This is a genomic window from Rhodococcus sp. UFZ-B548 (assembly GCF_903819475.1).
Lineage (GTDB): Bacteria > Actinomycetota > Actinomycetes > Mycobacteriales > Mycobacteriaceae > Rhodococcus_F > Rhodococcus_F erythropolis.
Map to the genome: position 1 here is coordinate 21,834 of NZ_CAIJDS010000062.1, position 21,886 is coordinate 43,719.

General features: G+C 61.6%; 18 protein-coding genes and 1 other annotated feature. Of the genes, 11 read left to right on the forward strand and 7 right to left on the reverse strand.

What is annotated here, in order from left to right:
- Nucleotides 1-3 precede the first annotated feature (3 nt).
- On the reverse strand, nt 4-672 hold the full coding sequence (locus tag H7C86_RS32475; RefSeq protein ID WP_182263040.1) for a FadR/GntR family transcriptional regulator: 669 nt from the start codon (nt 670-672) through the stop codon (nt 4-6).
- A gap of 280 nt (nt 673-952) precedes the next feature.
- Here H7C86_RS32475 and H7C86_RS32480 point away from each other — a divergent pair, with 280 nt between their 5' ends.
- Both H7C86_RS32480 and H7C86_RS32485 read left to right on the forward strand, forming a co-directional pair.
- Nucleotides 953-1,234 carry a hypothetical protein gene (locus tag H7C86_RS32480; RefSeq protein ID WP_182263041.1) on the forward strand — a complete coding sequence of 94 codons (282 nt, stop codon included), beginning with the start codon at nt 953-955 and terminating at the stop codon, nt 1,232-1,234.
- Between the two features lie 495 nt (nt 1,235-1,729).
- Nucleotides 1,730-1,912, forward strand: a complete 183-nt coding sequence (locus tag H7C86_RS32485) for a hypothetical protein (protein ID WP_182263042.1) — start codon at nt 1,730-1,732, stop codon at nt 1,910-1,912.
- A 373-nt stretch (nt 1,913-2,285) separates the two neighbouring features.
- On the opposite strand, the gene H7C86_RS32490 is transcribed toward H7C86_RS32485, so the two are convergent.
- Nucleotides 2,286-2,852, reverse strand: a complete 567-nt coding sequence (locus H7C86_RS32490) for an HNH endonuclease (RefSeq protein WP_259349364.1) — start codon at nt 2,850-2,852, stop codon at nt 2,286-2,288.
- Nucleotides 2,853-3,702: 850 nt separating this feature from the next.
- Here H7C86_RS32490 and mobF point away from each other — a divergent pair.
- Nucleotides 3,703-7,983, forward strand: a complete 4,281-nt coding sequence (mobF, locus tag H7C86_RS32495) for a MobF family relaxase (protein WP_259349365.1) — start codon at nt 3,703-3,705, stop codon at nt 7,981-7,983.
- A gap of 85 nt (nt 7,984-8,068) precedes the next feature.
- Here the strand turns inward: mobF and H7C86_RS32500 are convergent, their stop codons facing one another.
- Both H7C86_RS32500 and H7C86_RS32505 read right to left on the reverse strand, forming a co-directional pair.
- Nucleotides 8,069-8,437, reverse strand: coding sequence for a hypothetical protein (locus tag H7C86_RS32500; RefSeq protein ID WP_182263043.1), 369 nt, complete (start codon nt 8,435-8,437; stop codon nt 8,069-8,071).
- Nucleotides 8,434-8,913, reverse strand: a complete 480-nt coding sequence (locus tag H7C86_RS32505; RefSeq protein WP_259349366.1) for a hypothetical protein — start codon at nt 8,911-8,913, stop codon at nt 8,434-8,436. The genes H7C86_RS32500 and H7C86_RS32505 overlap by 4 nt, the downstream gene beginning before the upstream one ends.
- A 1,176-nt stretch (nt 8,914-10,089) precedes the next feature.
- Between H7C86_RS32505 and H7C86_RS32510 the strand changes: the two genes are divergently transcribed.
- The gene (locus H7C86_RS32510; RefSeq protein ID WP_182263044.1) at nt 10,090-11,262 is read left to right on the forward strand and encodes a Replication protein Rep; all 1,173 of its coding nucleotides are present in this window, start codon (nt 10,090-10,092) and stop codon (nt 11,260-11,262) included.
- Between the two features lie 204 nt (nt 11,263-11,466).
- Here H7C86_RS32510 and H7C86_RS37915 read toward each other — a convergent pair whose 3' ends face one another.
- Nucleotides 11,467-11,793: a hypothetical protein gene (locus H7C86_RS37915; protein ID WP_182263054.1), complete on the reverse strand. Its 327-nt coding sequence runs from the start codon at nt 11,791-11,793 to the stop codon at nt 11,467-11,469.
- Between the two features lie 759 nt (nt 11,794-12,552).
- On the opposite strand from H7C86_RS37915, the gene H7C86_RS32520 reads away from it, so the two are divergent.
- From H7C86_RS32520 to H7C86_RS32545, 6 genes are all read left to right on the forward strand, one after another.
- Nucleotides 12,553-13,194: a ParA family protein gene (locus H7C86_RS32520; RefSeq protein WP_182263045.1), complete on the forward strand. Its 642-nt coding sequence runs from the start codon at nt 12,553-12,555 to the stop codon at nt 13,192-13,194.
- Nucleotides 13,191-13,562 (forward strand): hypothetical protein, encoded by a 372-nt coding sequence (locus H7C86_RS37580; RefSeq protein WP_259349367.1) that lies wholly within the window; start codon nt 13,191-13,193, stop codon nt 13,560-13,562. Before H7C86_RS32520 ends, H7C86_RS37580 begins: the two co-directional genes overlap by 4 nt.
- Before the next feature lie 156 nt (nt 13,563-13,718).
- Nucleotides 13,719-13,982: a DUF2637 domain-containing protein gene (locus H7C86_RS32530; protein WP_182263046.1), complete on the forward strand. Its 264-nt coding sequence runs from the start codon at nt 13,719-13,721 to the stop codon at nt 13,980-13,982.
- A gap of 92 nt (nt 13,983-14,074) precedes the next feature.
- Entirely contained in the window at nt 14,075-15,139 is a 1,065-nt protein-coding gene (locus H7C86_RS32535; protein ID WP_182263047.1) for a DUF2637 domain-containing protein, read from the forward strand.
- A gap of 109 nt (nt 15,140-15,248) precedes the next feature.
- Nucleotides 15,249-15,911 (forward strand): TetR/AcrR family transcriptional regulator, encoded by a 663-nt coding sequence (locus H7C86_RS32540; protein WP_182263048.1) that lies wholly within the window; start codon nt 15,249-15,251, stop codon nt 15,909-15,911.
- A gap of 443 nt (nt 15,912-16,354) precedes the next feature.
- Nucleotides 16,355-19,381 carry a Tn3 family transposase gene (locus tag H7C86_RS32545; RefSeq protein WP_135422487.1) on the forward strand — a complete coding sequence of 1,009 codons (3,027 nt, stop codon included), beginning with the start codon at nt 16,355-16,357 and terminating at the stop codon, nt 19,379-19,381.
- Nucleotides 19,382-19,402: 21 nt separating this feature from the next.
- Here the strand turns inward: H7C86_RS32545 and H7C86_RS32550 are convergent, their stop codons facing one another.
- Nucleotides 19,403-19,699 carry a hypothetical protein gene (locus tag H7C86_RS32550; protein WP_232490984.1) on the reverse strand — a complete coding sequence of 99 codons (297 nt, stop codon included), beginning with the start codon at nt 19,697-19,699 and terminating at the stop codon, nt 19,403-19,405.
- Between the two features lie 154 nt (nt 19,700-19,853).
- Between H7C86_RS32550 and H7C86_RS32555 the strand changes: the two genes are divergently transcribed.
- A protein-coding gene (locus H7C86_RS32555; RefSeq protein WP_135422486.1) for an IS3-like element ISRru1 family transposase occupies nt 19,854-21,115 on the forward strand; the annotation gives its coding sequence in 2 pieces (ribosomal slippage) (nt 19,854-20,148 and nt 20,148-21,115; 1,263 coding nt in all).
- Nucleotides 20,138-20,269 (forward strand) — a sequence feature (AL1L pseudoknot). It overlaps the preceding gene by 132 nt.
- A 28-nt stretch (nt 21,116-21,143) precedes the next feature.
- Here H7C86_RS32555 and xerC read toward each other — a convergent pair.
- The gene (xerC, locus tag H7C86_RS32560) at nt 21,144-21,686 is read right to left on the reverse strand and encodes a tyrosine recombinase XerC (protein WP_232490985.1); all 543 of its coding nucleotides are present in this window, start codon (nt 21,684-21,686) and stop codon (nt 21,144-21,146) included.
- Nucleotides 21,687-21,886 lie beyond the last annotated feature (200 nt).

Genomic DNA, 21,886 nt, shown 5'->3' on the forward strand with positions numbered 1-21,886 from the left:
GAATTAGTAGTCGTGCCCCAGGGCGCCGGACACGTCGTTGAGATGGTCAGCCATTGCCCGGGACGCGGCCTCTGAGTCGCCGGCGATGATGGCGTCGTAGATCAGTCGATGCCCGAGGACCGCATGGTCCGACGGGGCATAACTCGATCGCGCCAGCTTGCTCCGAAAGTCTTTGAGCAGTGCGTAGAGCGCGGAGTGGACGCCGATGACCGTGGTGTTGCCGGTCGTGTATCCGATCATTAAGTGGAAGTCAGCGTCGGCACGCTCTACACCGGCACTCCCCGATCCTACGAGGTCCTCGAAGTCGGTCAAGGCAGCGTGGAGGGCTGACGCCCGGTCCTCGGTTACGTTCGACGCCGCCAACGCGGCGATGCCCGGCTCGAACACCCGCCGGAACTCCATGACGGACCCGCCGGCAGTGCTCGACAGTTCGATCACCGCGCGAAAGGGCGCCATTAAATCCGCGGCGGAGGGGTCGCCTACGAATGTCCCTTCGCCATGCCGGCTTTCGACGAGACCCAGCAAATCCAGCTCGCGTAGCGCTTCGCGGATCGAGTTGCGACCGACACCGAACTGCACGGCCATATCACGCTCGGTCGGGAGCTTGTCCCCCGGACGCAAACGCCCGGTGCGCACCTCGCGTTGGAACTGTTCGACCACCTGTCGAGACACCCGCCCAAACTTGACCGCTTCAAACGCCGGCCCACCCTCAGCTCGCACCGCATCCAGCCTTTCGTCCTGCACCCGTTCAAGGTGCCAACCGTTTGTTACGTTCGCGCTGTTAATTTGTTGCCAACGAGTTAAAGGTACTACCACCGGTCCAATACGGTTGGGCGTTTCGCCGTCCTCGCCCGACTAGTTGCAATGACCAGGGACGTTATGAGCGGTGTGGCACCAGTAAATCGATGAGGACCTCGGTATCAGTGTCACGGGAAGGAACCCAGCAACCGGGGTGCAGGTCACGAACACAGCCCTGAACAGACGGTCGCGGGCCACGCCCATTTGGCAACATTCCCGCATCGCTGGTTTCGTTTGGCTCCAATGCCAGCGCAGTCAGGAGCGCGCGGCAGCAGCGGGCTATCGCACCGTCGGCTCCCTCGACTACACGCCCGAAGAGATCGATGCCCACCTGGGCGGCCTGTTCAGCAGGTACCTCGAGTTCACCCTGGACACCGCCCGCCGTTGCGGATTCACCGTCACCCTCGCCCAGATCGACGCGAAGCCGAACGACTAGAGCGTGTCTCCTATTTGGTGAGGGCACGCAGCCAGATGCAGACCGCCGACAGGACCACGCCTGCCCGATAAGTGAGTGCGAGTTTGTAGACAAAATCGAGCGTGAACACCTGTCGGTGAACACCATTCGTGCGAGAAAAAAGTGCAGAACATCTGCAACCGTGTCACCGGAAAATCGTTGCACCGGTACCTCGAATCGGTGGGAATGCATCGCCGACGACAACGACATCGAGGCCATCCGCGCCGTCGTCATATCCGACGACGAGCACACCCGCGGGATGCGTGATCTCTCACCGTCGTCGATCCTGTTGAGTGAAACGGAACGACTCCAGGTGCTCGATGCACTCCGAAATAGTTGGTCTGAGCGAAGGCGTCACGACCGTGTAATTGCGAAAACTGTTCGCACGGAGTGCACGAACCGCAGGAAGATCGGACGAGCCAGAAGTTCCACAGCAGGTCGCTGTGAGCAAGGTGAGTACCAGGAGGATCCGCAGTCATGAGCCGTCTTACCGAAGCAGAGGCCCGAGCCGAGTACGACACGTTGGTTCCGATCATGGCGCTCGAAGGGCGCACGATGGACGCTCACAGTCGGGAAGTGTTCGTCGAATACCTTCAGGACACACTCACGATCGACGACCTTGTTGCCATCGCGAAACGCCGCAACGGAGTGACCGCGTAGCGGAGGAAACTCAAAAAAATTCTCTCTGGAATGGGTCACGTGTTTTCATCCCCTCGACGGTGCGCCAGGATGAAAACAGGTGTCCCCGACGTCTCTACTGCAGTCGCAGAAGCGGTCCGTCCGGATCACCGACGCCACCGCTCGGGGGCGATGTCGAAGGGCGGGTGACGAACACACGCTTCTCGGAAATCATGAAGGAACCCATACCCGGAACTACGATTTTTCGCGCGTGCAATGAATCCACCACAAGCATTTCGCGAGAGCTATCCGTGGGCCGGCAACCCGGCATTGGTGGGCCGGATGCAGCTTTTCGAGTCGACACGCGGGCCGGATTTCACGTTCCCACGCCGCCGACCGAGAGTCGGTTCGAGGGTCAGAAAAGTGTGTCCTGGCCCTTGCCGGGTTCGGTCTTTGCGCAAAAAAGTGCGTCCTCGTCGTACCCGTATTTCAGGGCGTTGCGGATCGCGAGGGAGCGGTCGTAGCGCGGCCGCCCGGTGCCGTCGAGGAGGGTGTGTCCGGACAGCCGGCCGAGGGCGACAGCGAAGCGAACGTTCTCCGAATACGTCGACTGCACCAGATGATCGGAGCCGACGCGCACGCACAACGGTTCGTTGCATTTGTGCTCGCACACCACATCGTCGTCGAGGATTCCGTGGACCAACTCCATCGAGAAGCGGTGCGCGAGGACGGTGCGTTGCCGGTTGTTGCGTTGGTAGTTGAAGCGCCCGTATCCGTCCGGAGCGCTGATCGCCGCGCTCCAATACCAACATGTCGGGGACTTGATGACCTTCGACCAGAACAGGGCGATCGTGTGCGCGGTCGGTGCCAGGGTCGGGTCGACGTAGCGGCGTCGCCGCGCCGGCACGGCAGTATTTTCGTCCTCGTCGTGGGTGCTAGGCGGGCCGGCCGGCCACAATCCCGGGTGCGATTCGGCGGTCACCGGTCAGTGCTCCGTGTCGTTGCCACGGCATGCCGGTGGTCGAGCATGCCGGTGGTCGAGTCGGTGCGGCGCGGTCGAATTTTTGTCGCCGATTCCGGAACTGACGATCGAGGGTTGGTCGAAATTTTTGTCGCAAACAGAGGTGCGGCGAGCAACGGTGAGTGCGATATTTTCGTCGCAGATCGCCGACATGTCGCCGCGCAAGTTGTCGAATACTTTCGGTGCGGCGAACGATCGTGTAAAGAGACTATTCGCTTCTCGCGGAGCGCCGAAGACAGCCGCGGGGCGTGGGTGTGAGCCGGAAAAACCGGATCTGGCGATGGCTTTGCCGGCTTCTGCTTTTGCGAACGGCACAGAGTTCGCGGGCCCCCGCCGCTTCTCGTGGAGCGGCTTGATCGCCGCAGCGACGCCCGGGCAAGGTCGCCTTCGCTCGTGTCGATCATTGTCCCTCGCCCCTTCTGTCGACGCATCGATCCGGTTACCGACAACCCGCAGTGATGCCCGAACGAGTGCAGGTGCTCGCCTCCCACACATCTCCGGAGGCGTCGAACCGGCGGGTGGCCGGGGCAGAGAAATGAGGTGCGCGAGCCGGCCGTGGGGTCGGTGGGCCGCCAGCGTAACGCCGCCCACCGACACCGGCCGGGGGCGGCGGCGAACCTAAAAATTCGAGAACCTCACCCCAATACCTACCGCCGCACCGCACGAAAAAACGTTCACGACCTGACACTCGCCATCCGGCGAGAACACCACCACGCCGACAGGCATCAAAGAACCCTCATGACCTGCGGTCATGACCAAAATCTTTACACACCTCTTGCATTGAACGTGCAAGCTGGCAGAATGGTCTTTCATGATGACCATCCACAAGCTCCAAGCTGGGGATGGTTACGTCTATCTGACGAAGCATGTCGCGAACGGTGACGCGACGGAGTCACGCAAGAAGGATGCGGTCGACTACTACAACGCGAAGGGCACCCCGCCTGGTCAGTGGTGGGGAAAGGCGGCTGCTCTGGTTGGTGTGAGTGTGAGCGATGAGGTGACCGAACGCGGAATGCGCTCGACGTTCGGTCGGGCGCGAACCCCCGATGCCGAGGCCACGATGCCGCCGCGGAATGCGCCGTTTTCCGAACTTGCCGAGTGGTCGGCTCGTACCGCGTTGGGGCGTCCGTTCAGCAACTTCTCCTCGCACGATTACATCGAGGAGGTCGAGGAACGCTGCTCCGCGTACAAACAGGAACACGGTGAGTATCCCGATACCGAGGTGAAGAACGGGATCAAGTTCGACGTCGCTGTGCTCCACCTCAAGCGGGCGAAGGGTGATCGTGCGGCGCTGTTTTCCGATCAAGAGGTGATGACGTTCGTTGCCGATAGCTACCGGAAGATGCGGCAACCCGTCGCGGGCTACGACCTGGTGTTCACGCCGATGAAGTCGATTTCTCTGCTCTGGGCGTTGGGCGATCCTCGCGTCAAGGCTGCTGTCGAGGAAGCGCACCGGCAGGCGGTGGACGAGACCTTGGGCTACATCGAGGACGAACTCACCTACACCCGACGCGGCGAAGACGGAGTCCGCCAGATCAAAGCCGAAGGACTGTTGGTGGCCCGATTCGATCACTGGGACAACCGCGCCGGCGACCCCAATCTGCACACGCACTGCGCCGTGCTCAACCGCGTCTATGCGGAAGAAAAGTGGACAACCATCGACGGCCGCGTGTTCTACCGTGCGGCCGTGTCTGCGTCCGAGCGGTACAACACCCGCGTCGCTGATCTGGTCTCTCGTAACCTCGGAGTGAGTTTCGCACCGCGTGCCGATACCCCGGTCGGGAAGCAACAGGTCTACGAGGTCGAAGGTATTCCGTTGACGCTGATCGAAGAGTTTTCCCGCCGCCAGGCGATCGTCGATCGGCAGGAAGAACTTGCCTCCGAGTACGCCGCCCGGTTCGGCAGAAACCCACCGAAGAAGGTCCAGTACGCGCAGGCGCAGCAAGCCACGTTGGATACCCGCAACGCAAAAAATCCGCCCCGCTCGATGGACGAATTGCGGGCCGAATGGGACGAGCGGGCGCGAGCTATCGTCGTCGACGTGGCCCCGGCAGAGCTGATCGCCGGCACCCAGACCGGGCGCGATAATCGCCCCGCATTCGGACCCGACGATCTGGAAAACTTGGTGCGGGGCGTCGCCGACGATCTTTCCCGCAAAGTCGGTCATTGGACGATCTACACGTTGCGCGCGGAGGTGGAGCGGTCGGTGCGGGCGTTCAGTTTCACTGACGAATCCGCAGTGTCCTCGTATGTCGATGCCGCAGTCGAAGAGCTGGTCGCCAATCATTGCGTCGCCGCTTTCACGGAGGTCTACACCGCGCCGGAGCAGTTGTCCGAACGCATCGAGGGCGGGCTGGTGCGGCTGCACCAGATCGAGCGCACCACGATGCGATATACCTCTGAAACGGTGTTGGCGGCCGAAAAATTCATGCGCGCAAAAGCCGACACGGTCAACGAGCGGACCGTCGATGCCCGGATCATTCGCCGTCAGATCCGCAAGGTCGAGAAAGCAGTCCGCACGGAAAAGAAGCTCGAGAGTTTCCAACTCGGTGACGATCAGGTCGCGATGATCGAACATTTCCTCACCGCAGGTAAAGACGTCGCCGTTGCGGTCGGCGCTGCCGGAGCCGGAAAGACCACCGCCGCCGTTGTCATTGCTCGGGCGTGGGAGCAGACGAATGGGAAAGTCGTCGCTCTTGGTCCGTCGGCGCGGGCCGCGGAAGTGCTCGGCGAAGAAATCAAGGTGGAGGGGCGCACCATCGCGGACGTGCTCACCCGCGCCCGCCACCACCTTCCCACCGGGATTTCGAAGGGTGATCTTCTTCTCGTCGACGAAGCCGGAATGGCGTCAGCGCGTGACCTCGCGGACCTGACCAGGATCGCCGTCGAGGCGGGGGCGGTGGTTCGGTTGTTGGGCGATCATCAGCAGTTGGCGTCCGTGGAATCCGGCGGCGTGTTGCGCGATCTGGCCGAGCGCACCGATGCACCGTTCCTGTCGAAGGTGCACCGTTTCCAGACCGTAGGCGAAGCCGCCGCGAGCCTGACATTGCGGCAAGGCGAGGCGAGGAGCCTGAACTGGTACGAGAGCCACAACCGGATTGTCGAGGCGATGAAGCACGAGTTGCCGGAGAAGGTTTTCGCTTCCTACACCGCCGATATCGAAAACGATCAGGAAGCGTTGATGGTCGCCCCGACCAACGACCTGGTGCGCGAACTCAACGTCAAGGCCGCTGCCTACTACCGCGCCAACGGCACCGTCACCGGCGCCGGCATCGTTGTCGCCGACGGTCTCGAAGCGGCCGTCGGGGACATCGTCGTCACCCGTAAGAACAACAGCAAGTACATGGCCAGAGGCAGTGACGGTAAAACGACCGGGCGGGTGAAGAACGGTGATCTGTGGAACGTCGTCGAGGTCGGTGTCGACGGATCCTTGCGCATCGAGAACCGCACCAGCGGCGGCCGTGTTGTCGTCGCCGCCGACTACATCACCGACAACGTTCAGCTCGGTTACGCCGCAACGGTGCACCGCAGTCAGGGCATGACCGTCGGCACCTGCCACGTCCTCACCGATTCGGGGATGGACCGTCAAGGGTTCTACGTCGCGATGACCCGAGGCAAGAACGCGAACATCGCGTACGCCGCGAACGACGAACTCCCGGACTGGGATGTCGAGCACCTACCCGACGATCATCGCGGCGCCCGCCGGGTCCTGGAAGGGATCATCGCCCGCGACGGATCACAGCGCACCGCGCATCAGCTGATCGAAGAAGAACAAGCTCGGGCCACCTCGTTCGAGGCGATCAAGACTTCCTACATGGCGGCGTTGAACGCGCTCTACGAGGAGTACACCGCGGATCTGCTGGGAAAGATTTTGACGGACAAGCAGTTCACGTGGGTACACACCTTCGGCGGCTGGGATCAGATCGTCGGCTATGTGATGCAGGCGGAAACGTTCGGCTGGGATACCCGTCAACTCCTCGCCGATGCTGCCGCAGTGATGCGGGCCGAGGGTAATGCCGGCAACATCGACCTGGAGAAGAATCCGCCGGGCACCGTGATGGCGGCGGCCCTCAAAGCGGCGACCGCACCGGAGAAGTTGCCGCGTCGCCGCCGCGACCTCACGGCTCAGTACAACCTTCCGCATCTGTCCGACGCCGCCGCCGAGCGCGACGCCATCCTGGCTGCGTATGCCCGTTCGCACGAGCAGCAGATGCACGGTTTCGTCGCGCAGTACATTCGGTCCGCGATGAAAGCACGTGCCCCGTGGGTGGTTGCGCTCGGTAAGCCTGGCACCGATCCACGCAAGCAGACACTGTTCCGCGCCGCAGCCCGGGAGGTCGCGATCTCCCGCATTCGCGGTCAGGCGAAGGACACCGACACCGATCCCCTGAGGTTCCTGCGTCCGGTGCGCGCGGAGGCGGTGACGGCGGCGATCGGGCAGATCACCGCGGCACCGAAAGCGGAGAGTATCTACGCGGCCTTCACCGACGAGGAATTGGTCGCAGCTGTGGCTTCGGTGAGAGCGCATCGCACGCAGACTCGGCGGATGATCGCGTCGGCGAATTCCGAAATGTTCGCCGCTCACCGCAATTCCTACATCAACGGTGCTCGCGACGGTGCTGGGAAGGTCGCTGCGGACGAGCAGAAGATCATCGCCGCCCGCGATGCGCGCGCCTTGTTCGAGCGGGTTCGGAGCGCCCCGAACGCCACTGCCGGGCAGCTCGAACGTGCGCGGGCGGTGAAGGTTGCGGCGGAGGCTGCAGCGCCGGACGAGATCATGTGGGGTGCGATCGAACGCTCCGCCGCGTTCAACAGGGCGCAGCAGAGCAGGCACGGCCGCGGCGCCGAGAGCGATGATCAGGTGATCGGTCGACTCAGCGCCCACCTCGCACATCTCGAGGAGCGGATGCGCATCGACCAGGAACGACTCGACTTGCTCGAGGCGGAGCAACGCACCCGCCCCGGGACCCGTACCCGTACCGATCCGGCGCCGCCGCCCCGCCGACGGGCCGCGAGCGAAGAGCAGGAGAACGAGTACCCGATCGACCCCGCCTCCTACGAGCAGAACCAGGATTACGGGCCCGAACTGTAGGACCCTGTCAGGTGTGGGTTTGGACGGGTGTGGATTGGACAGCACCGTATCGACAAGGACGCGGCCCGTGCCTGTCGGGCCGGCTCTACTCGGTCTCTTTCGGGTGACCGGTCATGCATCGTTCGAGTAGCACTCGCCCGGCATTCTTCGGCTTGGTGCCCTTCGGTGCAGGCTCGACGAAGAACCAGATCCGCCCACCGTCCGTCACTTTGTACTGGTATCGGGCGAAACTGCGGCCCTCGTACGTGCCATACGCAAAATCGCCTTTGAGTTGGTACAACCGCGCAGACTCGACCGTCGGCTCTCGTGTGAGCGTCTCCCACGCATCCGTAGTCGCGTTACGGGCATCGGCCAGCAGATCCGACCATCCCTTCTGTGCGGCGCTGGTGGCGAACACGATCTGCCATTCGGCCCGCTTGATCGGCCGGGGAACCTCCGCCCCGCGTTTACTCACGCCTCGAGACGTTCGGGCGCAGCGACCACTTCAGGTGTATCGAGGTACTCCAGATCCGACCCGTCCGCAGTGACCCGGGGATCGGCGTATGCCTGCGCCGTCGCCTCCCAGGCGTGCAGAAGGATGGACAGTCGATCGAACCGGCCCACCGCGATGCACGCCCGGGCGGTGTCCTGGAACTCGGCCACGAACTCCGCGTGCACAGTCTTGGGGAGCAGTGCGATCCAGGGCAATACCACGGACAACCTCGTGGCCACCCGATCGAGCGCGCTCTCGTCGAGCGAAGCGGCAAACAACTGCCCCACCACACCGAGGGTGGTCAATTCCTCGCGACCGGTCGACTCCTGCGTCAAACGCAAGGACGTGGCATTGCGCCGCGTCAACACGACTTCACCGGCATCGTCGAGGACGCCGAGGACGTCATTTGGGGCACGCAAGAACTCCGAGAACGTGGCGGTAGCTGCTGTCTTACTCATACACACCATTACATCAGAACTAGTTCAGATATTCCAGATGGGGCTGGTGACAGATCGAAAGCCCCATCTGTGCCCGCAAAGCTCGTCTGGCTGTGGAAGTTTGGGTTGGTGCCGAAATCGAAAACTCGCAAGAAAAAGTCCGGCCCACGATCGGGGCCGACACCGCCGCGGCAGACAGTTCCGGGGGCGCAAACTAGGCGGGATACGGCCAAAACTTCATCTGATCGAATACCTTCAGATCACTGATCTGGACCCGAATTATCCGGTGTGTATCAACGTAGACGGGGAACCGTGCCTGTTTTCGTTTCCGGTTTACTACATCGCCGGACAATGCACCGGACGAACAACGCAAGGACGCAGATGCCGCAACCCTGTATGGGACCAGGGGCAAGTCGCGCCCTACGTGCCCACAACCGTCTCCGGAAGAAATGTGGCCTACTACGGTCCGCTACCTGACGAAGTCGGCGATCAGTACCTTGCGCAACGGTGCCGTCTGCACTACCGACCGGACGCAGCAGCCTTCTGCGATCCCGAATGGGAACCGTTCGACGTCGAGCGTCACTTGACGCACTTCACGACACCCGACATTGACTTTTGAATCTTCGCAGCGGGTTTCAGAGTGATCGAATCGCAGAAACATACGGGGGACCGAAAAAATCTGCTTCTGTCGGCGTGTCGATTAGGCCCGACAACCTGTCCCCCGGAAGTATGTCCCCATGGCCGATGCACACAGGACACCCCGAAAAATGGGCCGTCCCAGCAAAGGGATGCGCGCCGAAGTGAAGCTACGTCTTCCACTGGAACTTAAAGCTGCTGGTCAAGCGGCTGCTAAGGCTCACGGAATGACCGAGAATGACTTTTACGCCGCCCTAGTCGCGGCAGCGACCGACCTCGACCACCTTGTCCCCCCGATTCAACAGGAGGCTTTGCCGATCACGGCCTGACGGCCAACTGAGGGTTCGATCCTCGATGACAACCACACAGTGATGCGGTAACACCCTTTAGAAGCAGAAAACCCCGGCTAGCAGGCCGGGGCTTTCCTAAAAAGCTGAACCGAGTTTCGCGACTCGATCCGGTGTTACCGCCCTCCCAGAGAGGGACTCGTCTTTGCAGGACTGGTCTCAGGGTAACCTGTACCCTGCCGCAGCTTCAACGTCTGGCCCGAAATTCGTAGGCGTGTCTTCGTCACAGAAGACCACCACTACGCCTCCACACGCCAGCCTGTCCCGCCCGTACCGCCGCAAAGGCGGCACCGCCGGACTCTTCGTCATGCCACTTCGGCAAGAGATCCCCGACGGCACCTACACCGCAACACCGCAATGCTGGTGGAGCCGAGCCACCTGGATCGCCCACGCCGCAGCCCAGTACGAAGCGCACTACCCCACCCTGCGCGCCGCCCGGCTCGTCCCATCCGTCTCGAAGAAAACCTTCCTCGACGTGATGACCGACATGTCTGCCGGCGCCGACGACAAAAACGGCCGAGACTGCCGCACCCCCGTCGGCTACGTCCGCCGCAACGGCCGCCGCACCGGAATGGTCCGCTCCACCGGCAAATGCCGCCGCACCGTCCAACGCGCTCGAGCCCTCGCCCGAGCCCTCTCCATCCTCACCGAAGTGATCCCGGGCCGACTACGCACCTTGGCCGAACGCATCGAATCCTGGCGCCGAGGGGACCGCTCCCGCGGCTGGTGCTCGGTATCGGTACTCCACGAGTCCACCAACCCGGCACTACCTGTGGATAACTCACGCGTTCAGGACCTGCTCGAACAAGAAAATGTCACCCCTCTCCTCCGTAGGAGGGGAAAGCACTTTTTCTTACCTAGAGAGCTACTTACTACAGCGAAGAACATGAAAAAAGGGGGTGCTGCGCACCGCAAGGACAACGGCACCCGTTCGAAGAAGGGCAAACGGGCAGCGGCCTTCGAACCACGAGCACTACTGCTGGCATCGAAATGCATCCAGCACCCGGACATGCCGTCCTGGGTGAAAAATCATGGCGCGAAGTCCTGGGCAAGCGTTCTGACGAAAGCAGCACGCGCCGGGTGGGACGCAGACGACGTCGTTGAAGCGATTAGGGATTACTCGTTGGCGCATTCGATCCTGCACCAACCGAAAAACCCGTGGGGCTACCTCGCCCGGATCATCACATCCTCGGACCTCGAATGCCCGCCGGCCAGAGCGCTCAAAGCCCACGAAGCCGCGATGGACAAACGTCGGATCGACCAACAACAAGCACTTCGCGCCGAATGGAACCGCCGCGATGCCCACGCAGCCGGACCGGACAGCCCAGCTCGCCGAGCGGCCGTCGCCGCCATCGCACAACAGCTGAAAAGCCGGACTCGACGATGAGATCCGCGTCGAAAGACCTCACATCGAACCGCTTCGGCAAGCGATGCACGTCGAAGTCGCGGGACTCAGGCCTAATTCGGGTCGGTCGTTGCCGTGGGGGTTATTTATCCGAGAGACAACCCGAAAAAAGACACGCGAAGGTGATCGTTCCCGCCGTCGTCTCATTGCCAGCGACTAGAAACGTCAACATCTGGTTCCGAATGTTCACCGGTTGAGCTTTTCCCCAGTTTCGTTATCAGTGTTGTTGAACATCAAGTCCGACGAATCGTCCTCAGCTAGAGGCTCGGCTATGTCGTTATTCACGACCGGCCAAACGCACTCGATGTCCTTCTCATATTGCAGGTCAGCCCGATTTTCGCGCAATCTACGAAGGAAAGGAATGTCGCTCGAAGTGCGGTTCACATGTTCGAGAACCCTCGACATCACGCCAACGAACGGGTGTTCCTCGGCTGAGAAGGACGAAAAGTCGTTGGCCGAACCCAGAGATAGACCGATCACGCCCAAAAGAAGCTTGTTCGCATCCGAGGCCACGTCGACACGCTCCCTGGCTCAGGCGCCGAGTCCCAAGCGTCGGCGAGATCGTGGAGCGTCCGCAGCATCGACGGATGGTATTTCTGCAACGCGGACTGAACCCACACTGGGATGCGGTACACCTCCGCGCCGGCGCAGGAATCGACTCGGCCTCAAACAGAGGCACAGTTGTGACGTTTCGTTTTTTCATTGATTGGAAATGGACACCTGTCGGGCAGACATGGGGAGAGGCTGCCCGACAGTGCCCTCGCTCCCGTTCCCTGCTACGTCAGCTACATGGCCCGAGACGGTTAGAACTGTTAGTAGCTGATGCAACAGCGGAAAATATTGACGCTACTGTTTCGCGGTTGGTCGCACTTGCCGGGTGAGGTCAGCGACGACTTCCTATGTCACAGGAGGTCTTGCACTGTGCGCCGCTGTCAAGACCACGGGTGTCGAACAACTTCTCGATGTCAGAGAAAAGTGACTTGAACTGGCTTTTTGCATCGGCGCACAAAAATCCGTATATCCGTATATGCGGATTTGCGTGCCAAGTAGCTGTAGCCCGCAATGCAAAATACGTAAATACGTAAATACGTATAAGCGACTCTCCGCAACTCCGTGTAAGATGATCTACGGACCTCCGCATATGCGGAAATTCTTAAATACGCATATCCGCGTCTCCGCAAATTCGCTTACACGGATTCTCATGGAAACGGACCTCGGCAGGTACGCGGAAATCCGTACATACGGATCTACTGAAACGCGGAAGGAGTGCCAGTGCTTGTCTTCACAGTCGCGAACCTCAAGGGAGGCTCGACCAAAACCACCACCGCGGCCTACCTTGGTCACGCATTGCACGAGGCCGGACTCAACGTTCTAGGAGTCGACGCGGACGGCGAAAATGAATCGCTGCTGAACTGGCAAAGCTTGGGGGACTGGCCCTTCCCGGTCATCGGAATGCCAGTCAACAACCTGCACAAGCAGCTCCCCGGTATCGCTAACAACAAGTACGACGCCGTCATCATCGATACCCCACCCATGAAGGAGCAGCGAGGAATCGTGCTCTCGGCGGTGCGCATCGCGACTCACGTCATCTGCCCACTCGCTCCCACGACGATGGAGTTCAGCAGGCTCTCGGCCGTGCGCCAACTGCTTGACGAAGCGGCTGAGCTACGCGGAGACGATGCACGCGATCCTGTCTTCGCAGTCCTTCTCACCCGCACCATCCCAAATGCGAGTTCCACTGACGTGTTTCGGGAAATGATCACCGAAGAAGGTGACCACGTCCTCAGAGCAACTGTCGGACGCCGCGAACAGTTTGCCCAGGCATTCGGACTGCCGATCGTCAACGCGGCAAACACTGCATACGGCGACGCCGTAGAAGAACTTCTCGAAATCGGAAATGAGGACGCAGCATGAGTGCCGCCGCCGACCGCATCCGCGCAAACGCCGAACGAGCGCAAAATGCAGTGAAAAAGGTGCCGGAACCAGTTGCGCAAGAGCCAGCCGAACTCCGGCAACCTGTCGCGCCCACGGAACCGCAAAGTAGGCCGCAAGTTCGCGAGCAAAATACCGTCCCACCGTTGCAACGAAGCGTTCGCAAGAACGTCGATCTCTCACCTGACCAAAACGACAGACTCGGGGACTGGCAGCGCGCAGCCGCCCGCGACTTGGGCGTCGCTCGCGTCACCGCACAGGAGATTCTCGTCGTCCTTGTTGAACGACTTTTGGCAGACCCGAGCCTAAGTAGCCAGGTTAAGCGCGAAGTTCTGTCACGGCGCACATAAATCCGTATTTACGTATATCCGCATTTACGTACATAAGGATATTTGGATATCCGCATTTGACGGACAGAACAAACAACCGAACACAAAGGAGCCCCACCGGCTTGCACCCGGCGAGGCTCCGGACCGGGAAACACCCTTAGGGAGGAACCCTCGATCGTGACCAAGTTTAGTCTGCGGGCCATATGGACCCAGCCGCGAGCAGTGCCATTCGCGCTGGCCCTGACGATTCTCGCTGTACTCGTATTCTCATTCGCTGCGGTACGTAACTTTGCCGTGCAGGCAGGCATACCGGAGCACCTTGCATGGCTATTTCCGGTCCTCATCGACGGCATGATCGCTGGCTCGATCATTGCAATGCTCTTCCTCCGCCACCTCGCGACGAGAGAGCAACGGGCCGCCGCAGAAGCCAAGCACCACTGAGCAGTTCGATACATCAGACAAGAGGAGCCCCACCGGCTTGCACCCGGCGAGGCTCCGGACCGGGAAACACCCTTAGGAAGGAACCCCCGATCATGACCGACTTTAGTCTGCGGGCCGCACGAATTCAGTTAGGCGCATTACTTGCCGCGCTGGTCCTGGCAATCCTCATCGCCCTCGGAATCACCACCGGCGCATTCGTACTCTCATTCGCCGTGCAACGCGACCTTGCACGGCAAGCAACAATCCCCGAACACCTTGCATGGATCTTTCCCGTCATTGTGGACAGCGCAATACTCGGCTCCACCATCGCGATCGTTCTCCTGAGCAAGCTCAAAATGAGCGGCTGGGACAAAGGCTTCTACATCGCCCTGGCCGGCAGCGTCGTCGCAATCAGCATTCTCGGCAACGCTTACCATGCCTTCCACGCGGCAGCAGCAGCGCAAGTGACGTTAGATGGTGGGGGAGAGGTCGGATTCGTCCCCTTGAACCCGGCTATCGCAGCCCTTATCGCGGTCATACCTCCGGCGCTCGTACTTGCCTTCACACATGGGGTGGGAGTGCTCGTCAAGGCCACCGGCGTCGCATACGCCGACTACCGAACGCAGATCACGGATCACTCGAGCGCCACTGACGTCGCAGTGACAGGCACCGAAGAAGAACCGGATATGGCCCCCGAGAATGACTTTGCAGTCGACCTGCCGCAGTTCGGCAATGACATTGCAGCGGAATCGGCAACCGCGCAAAACCCGATGGATATCGACAACAGCCCGGCTCTCTACGCACCGGAACTTTCGCCGCACGCCGAACCCGAAACTGTCGTCGCGGCCGATTTCGAGAGCGAACCTGAACTCGATACCGACGCTTTGCATCCCGTTGCATCCGAGGTCGATCTCTTTGCGGAGCTCGAGCAATTCATTGCGCAATCGGATCTTCCCGGCAGTGTCAAAGAAACTGCGCGCCGCAAGCTCAAAGACCCGTCCCTGACGTGGGAAGCGATCGCGCAAAGCTCCAATCCTCCTGTTGTCACGTCGACCGCGTGGCGTCGATACGAGCGATTCGACACCGCAGCTCGCGCAGCAGGTTTCACTAACCCGCCACTCTTCGATATGCGGTCAGCCGAGACCTTCCACGATGAAGAACTTGCATCCGTGAGCTGAGAACAGCAGGAGAAGCGGCTCCGCGCCTCATCGCACCACCCACATGAAAGTGCCCTGACAGTGCAGGAACACTGTCAGGGCAATTGACCACAGACAAGGACCTGTGACCGTGCACGATCATATCGACAACGACTCAGCCGTAAGCACACCGAGAGCGACCCAGCGGCGGCCCCAAAGGAGAGCGATCGCGACACGGGACGGCATTGCTTCGGCCGCGTCCGAACATTTCAACACGGACGGGTACGCCGGAGCGAGGATCACCGACATCCTGGCCACAGCAGGGGATTCGAAGGGCGCAATGTATCACCACTTTCCGTCCAAAGAGTCTCTGGCGCAGTACCTGGTGCAAGGATGGGGCACCGTCCTTGTCGACACCATCGCCGACGTCACTGCCGCAGACGAGCCTGCCCTGCGCCAGGTCGCGAGCGTCCAGCGCAGACTCGCGGAGATCATCACCCACGATCACGTAGCGCGAGCCGGGTTGCTCTTGAGTCTCGAGCGAGCTGTCGACGAGACGGCAAAGATTTATACCGCGTGGACGAGCGCCGTCACCGTCATCGTCGAGCAAGCAATGCGAACTGGTCAACTCGATGACACAGCCGAACACTCACGGCTCGCAGAAACCTTGTGCGCGGGATTCGTGGGCGCCGTCCACGTCGCCACCAGTCTCGGTGAACCCGCCACGATCAGCCGCCGTGTCGACGACCTTCTCACTCTCTGGCTCGGCACCGCACCGGCAACATCTCCCACCGCGCCGGTAGCAATCCGATGAGGACGAATCGCACTGGGCAGCAGATCCATTCGAGGCCCGCATCTGTCACCGAAATACTCCACCGGGCACTGTTTTCCGATTTTCAGGAACCACCCACCGCGTTGCTCGACACCAGGCCGGCCCGGTAACCCCGAATACCTAACACCCGCGCGGACGGCCAGTTATGGCCCTGGGCCGGCCGGCGGCGCGGGTGTTAGGTATCGGCTGGGAACATGTTCCGCATGTGTCTGGACCAGTGGGAACGCATTGTCGCGACCTTCCACGCTAACACGCCGACATCCACAAAGGAGCCTGACCAGGAATTTCGCTCCGGCGGACATCCACAGCCGCGCAGGCCACCCTTCCAGGGGGTCGAGGAGCAAAACCCGCCCAATCCGGCGCTAAGCGATGAACATCGAGCGGTGACGTCGGCGGCGTGGACCTACAGGTGATTTCATGTCGGCATGACCGATGAGGGCGGCTACGGCCGGTTCGGGGCGTTGTCCCGTGTTGAGCTGGAACGGTTTTTCTACCTCGATGACGAGGACCGGAAGCTGATCGCTGGTCGGCGTCGTGACTACAACCGGTTGGGGTTCGCCCTTCAGATCGTGACAGTCCGCCAACTCGGAATGTTTTTGGCTGATCCGCTCGATGCGCCCCTGGAGCTGGTCGACTATCTCGCCGAGCAGTTGGGTATCGAGGACTCCTCGTGTGTGAAGCAGTACACCGAGCGGAAGAAAACCAAACTCGAACACGCTTGGGAGATCCAGCGCGAGTACGGCTTGAGTTCCTATGCTGAGGTCGAGGCGGAGTTGGCGGCGTGGGTCGCCGATCAGGCGTGGGTCACCGGCGATGGGCCGAAAGCGATATTCGCCAGTGCGGTCGACTGGTTACGTGAACATCAGGCGCTGCTTCCCGGTCCCCGCACTCTGGTACGTGTGGTGACCGACGGGCGACAGGCCGCTGATCAGCGGTTGTGGAGTCAGCTGACCGATCAACTCACTGCTGGTTCTGCTTCGGCGCTACTGGCGTTGCTCGATGTACCCGAGGGCAAACGTCGTGTCAGCGAACTGGAGCGGCTTCGCCGGGGCGTGTTCCGGACCAGCTCGAAGGGTATGCTCGACGCCCTGGAACGGTTGACCGACCTCATCGGGCTGGGCGGGCAATCACTGGATGTGTCGATGGTTCCGCAGCGTCGAGTGATCGCACTGGCCACCTACGGGCTATCGAGTAAGGCCCCTACATTGCGGCGCATCGAGCCCCGCCGCAATCGCCTGGCGGTGCTGGTCGCCACGGTGAAAGTGCTGTCGAACAGGGCAACTGATGACGTGCTCGAGTTGTTCGATCTTTTGATGGTCACGAACCTGATGTCGAAGGCCGAACGTGAGTCACGCGATGAGAAGCTGCGCCGATACCCACGCGTCTCACGTCATGCAGGCAAGCTCTCGGCAGCGGTCAAGATGCTGTTGGAGATGAGTGAGGTCGAGCCGAACCTCAGCGTCAACATGCTGTGGGATCTGATCGAGAACATCGCGACCAAAAGTGAGCTGCGCGCGTCGGTAGCGGTGATCGACGAGTTGGTGCCGGTCGATGACGCGGAACTCGATGGGCAGCGCCTGGAAGAGTTGGCGGGACGCTTGGCCACGGTCCGGGTGTTCCTGCCCCGGCTGATGAACACCGTGACGTTCGGAGCGACCGCGGACGGTGCGGCGGTACTGGCAGCGATGAAGACCCTCGGTGAGCTGATGTCGACGAAGTCGAAACTACCCGCGAGCTGGCTCGATGCCCGCCAGATCGACCATGATCTCATCGGTGGCGGCTGGAAGAGGCTGGTCTATCGCGATCCTCGGCCACCGGAGACGGTCGACCGCGCCGCCTACACCTTGTGCCTACTGGAGCAGTTCCATCGACATCTCAAGTATCGCAACATCTTTGCCCCGCACTCGACGCGATGGCGTGACCCTCGAGCCCAGCTGCTGGTCGGGCAAGCATGGGATCGCTCCCGCGAGGCCGGGATGAACGCGTTGAACCTACCGGGCGATCCGGCACCGCTGCTCGCCGAGCATGCCGCCACGATGGACACTGCCTACCGTGAGGTCGCCGCGAGGTTGGACAGTGACGGTCCGGCGAGCGTCGGCGAGGACGGGCGTCTCCACCTCGCCTCGCTGAAAGCAGAACCGGACCCGCCGTCGCTGGTCGATCTACGTCGCCGGGTCCAGACAATGTTGCCCGAGGTCGACCTGCCCGAGCTGGTCTTGGAAGTCATGTCCTGGGTGCCCCGGTTCACCGAGTCGTTCACCCACGCCTCCGGCAACGGTGCCCGCGTCGCCGATCTCGGATTGTCGGTCGCGGCCGTACTGTGCGCGCACGCGATGAACGTGGGTTTCACACCGGTGACCAGCCCTGGTGTTCACGCGCTGACCCGTGACCGTCTGCACCATGTCGACCAGAACTACGTTCGCGTGGAGACGTTGACTGCGGCCAACGTCGAGCTGGTAGAGGCCCAGTCCGAGATCGAATTGGCGCAGCTGTGGGGTGGTGGGCTACTCGCCTCGGTGGACGGTATGCGGTTCGTGGTTCCGGTCCGCACCATCCACGCGAGACCGAACCCGAAGTACTTCGGCCGTAAGCGCGGGATCACCTGGTTGAACATGCTCAACGACCAGTCCGCCGGGCTGGCGGCCAAGGTCGTGTCCGGGACGCCCCGCGACTCCCTGAACTTCATCGATGTGGTGCAGCTTCAGCAGGGCGGAAAAGCTCCCGACGAGATCGTCACCGACACCGGCTCCTACAGCGACATCGTGTTCGGTCTGATGCACCTGATCGGCAAGAGATACCGGCCGCAGTTAGCGAATCTGCCCGATCAGCGGTTATGGCGGTTCGACCGGTCCGCGGACTACGGGCCACTCAACCAGGCCGCTCGGGGTCACATCGACACCGACAAGATCGCCGCGCACTGGGAGGACATGTGCCGAGTTGCAGTGTCGATCAACGAGTGTGAGGTCTCCGCTCACGACGTCACCCGGATGATCTCCCGGGACGGGAAACCTACCCCCTTGGGTCAAGCGATCGCCCATTATGGGCGGATCTTCAAAACCCTGCACATCCTGCGCCTGGCCGACGACGAACCGTACCGCAGGGAAGGCAAGATTCAGGCCAATCTCGGAGAAGGGCGTCACGACCTGGCGCGCCGGATCTACCACGGAAAGAAGGGGGAGATGACCCGTACCTACTACGAAGGCATGGAAGATCAACTCTCCGCACTGGGGTTGGTGCTCAACTGCACAGTTCTGTGGAATACGTTATACACCAACCGCGCTCTGGAACAGCTACGCGCGCAGGGCTATCCGGTGCTCGACGCCGACGCGCAGCGACTATCGGCGTTTATCCGCACCCACATCGGTATCGACGGCCACTACGCCTTCCACTTACCAGACCTCGGTGGAACACACCGGCCGCTGCGCGATCCCGATGCCCACGAGAGCGATTGACGGTGCGACTCACTGCGCCGATCACCGCCCTGGCCGACGCGCCGCCGGATCGCTCTCGGCCTGAAAGCGCCGTAGCCCATCGTCGGAGATTCTTGCGTACTCGACAAGGCCTCGCACCGACATCTGACCCGACAGCGTCATCAACACCGGCATCGACGCGCCATCCTCGGCCGCATGCGTCAGCCGTGAATGCCGTAGTTGGTGCAGCGTGTACGGGCCGTCGTCGTAGTGGACGGTGTGGCCTTCGAACATCTCGGCCGCGCGCCGATAAGACAGCCGTGCCCGCCCCGTCGACGAGTCGACATCGCGTGCAGCCACGGACGATCGGGCTTTTCGGGCGGTGAGGAACAGTGGACCGCTCGTGCGGTCGGCCAGCATCCGCGGCAACAGGCGCGCGGTAGCGCTCTGCCACGCGACGAGTGAACCACCCTGGGGCTGGTGGAGACTGTGATCTCACCAGGAGAATGCAGATATGGGTGCACCAAGGAAGTTCGATGCTGAGACGCGGGAGCGGGCAGTTCGGATGTATCGCGACCGGCTCAAGGAGTACGGCGAGCCGAAAGTAACGGCCCGTAAGCACGTCGGGGCTCTGCTCGATATCAACCCGGCGACGATCCGAAACTGGATCGAGAAGAACGATCCGGCCACCGAGGCACACGGGCCCGTCGCAGGAGTTGACCGCGACGAGGAGTTGAAGGCGCTACGGCGTGAGAACTCCGAATTGCGAAGAGCCAACGAGATTCTCAAGACAGCGTCAGCGTTTTTCGCAGCGGCGGAGGTCGACCGCCGACTTCGGTGATCGTCGAGTACATCGACGAATACCGCCACCTTTTCGGGGTCGACCCGATCTGCACCGTACTCAAAGAGCACGGCATCAAGATCGCCCCGTCCACCTACTACGCCGCCAAGAAACGCGGCACCGTCTCCGCAGCGGCACTGGAAGAGGCGTACGCCACGAACACCGTTCACGGGTTCTTCGTGGCAAACAGACGCCTCTACGGAGCCAAGAAAATCTGGCATGCAATGAAACGCGCTGGTCACGAGATCGGCCGCGATCAGGTCGCTCGGTTGATGACGATCTGCGGAGCAGAGGGTGTTGTCCGCGGACGCCGGCGTACGGTGACCACCGAACGCGATGATCGTGCCCCTCGACATCCGGATCTGATTGCCCGGCAGTGGGGCGCGCCGACTCAACCGGACCAGTGGTGGGTTGCCGATTTTACTTATTGCTGGACGTTGGTTGGTTTCGTGTACACCTCGTTCGTGGTCGATGTGTTCTCCCGCCGGATTCTCGGGTGGAGGGTCATGACGACGAAGGCGACGCCGCTGGTGTCGGGTGTACTCGAGCAAGCATTGTTCACACGTCGCCGGTCCGACTTCGCGTTCACTGCAACGGGTTTGGTCCATCACTCGGACGCGGGTTCCCAGTATACGTCTCTGGCGTTCACCGAGGCGTTGATCGAATCCGGCATCGCTGGATCGATCGGCAGCGTCGGCGACGCGCTCGACAATGCGTTGATGGAATCGACGATCGGGTTGTACAAGACCGAGCTGATCGACCGGCAGAAGTCGTGGAGCGGGCGCAGCGAGGTCGAGCGCGAGACGGCTTCCTGGGTGCATTGGTTCAACACCAGCCGCCTGCACTCCTCGATCGGATACCAACCGCCCATCGACTACGAAAACGAGTACCGTCAACAACGCTCGACAGCCACCTCCGACCGCGACGTGGCTTGAACCAGGTCTCCATCAGATCCAGGGTGGTTCAGAGTTCGCGTGCCCCGCCCTTGCGTGTCACCTCCGCGCAGCGGTTCGCTGTGTCGAGGTCGGGCACATCCAGCATCAACACCTCCTCGGCACGCGCCGCGGATTCGTAGAGCATGTGCCATAACACCTGTTCCCTCTGGGCCGCATCCGATCCCAAGATCTCGGTGACCCGATCCTTGCTCAACGCCCTACTGGTGTCCGGCGGTGCGGGCCGCGTTCGCAACCGCACTAACGGATCGCCGGCCAACCACTGCTGATCGCGCCAATATGCGCACGCCGACCCCAGCGCAGTCAATCGGATGTTAAACGTCTTCGCCGACTTGCCACCCCACACGAAGGTGAACCAGCCACTGACCCGATCCGGCTCCGAGCCCAGCAACGCCACATTCGTATCCGCCCCGAAGTCGACCACCAACCGATTCAGCGCCGCCGCGTAGGTTGCGCGGGTGTTCGACACCATAATCGTCGCCAAGTAGATCTGTACTGCATCGGCCAGCCGCACATCACTCGCCGACGTCGACAACCTGTGAACCCGCCCCATGTCATCAACCTCGAACTACTACCGCGCACAGGTTCTCGAGTCGCCCGACTGGGGCGCATCGACCCGTTATCCGATCGCACATAGTATGACACTATGTGCGGTAAATCCTTAGCGCCGGATTGGGCGGGTTTGCTCCTCGACCCCCTTTGCGCACCTGAAGCGCCACATCCTTCAGGCGCGCACGCTCCTCCTCGATCAGT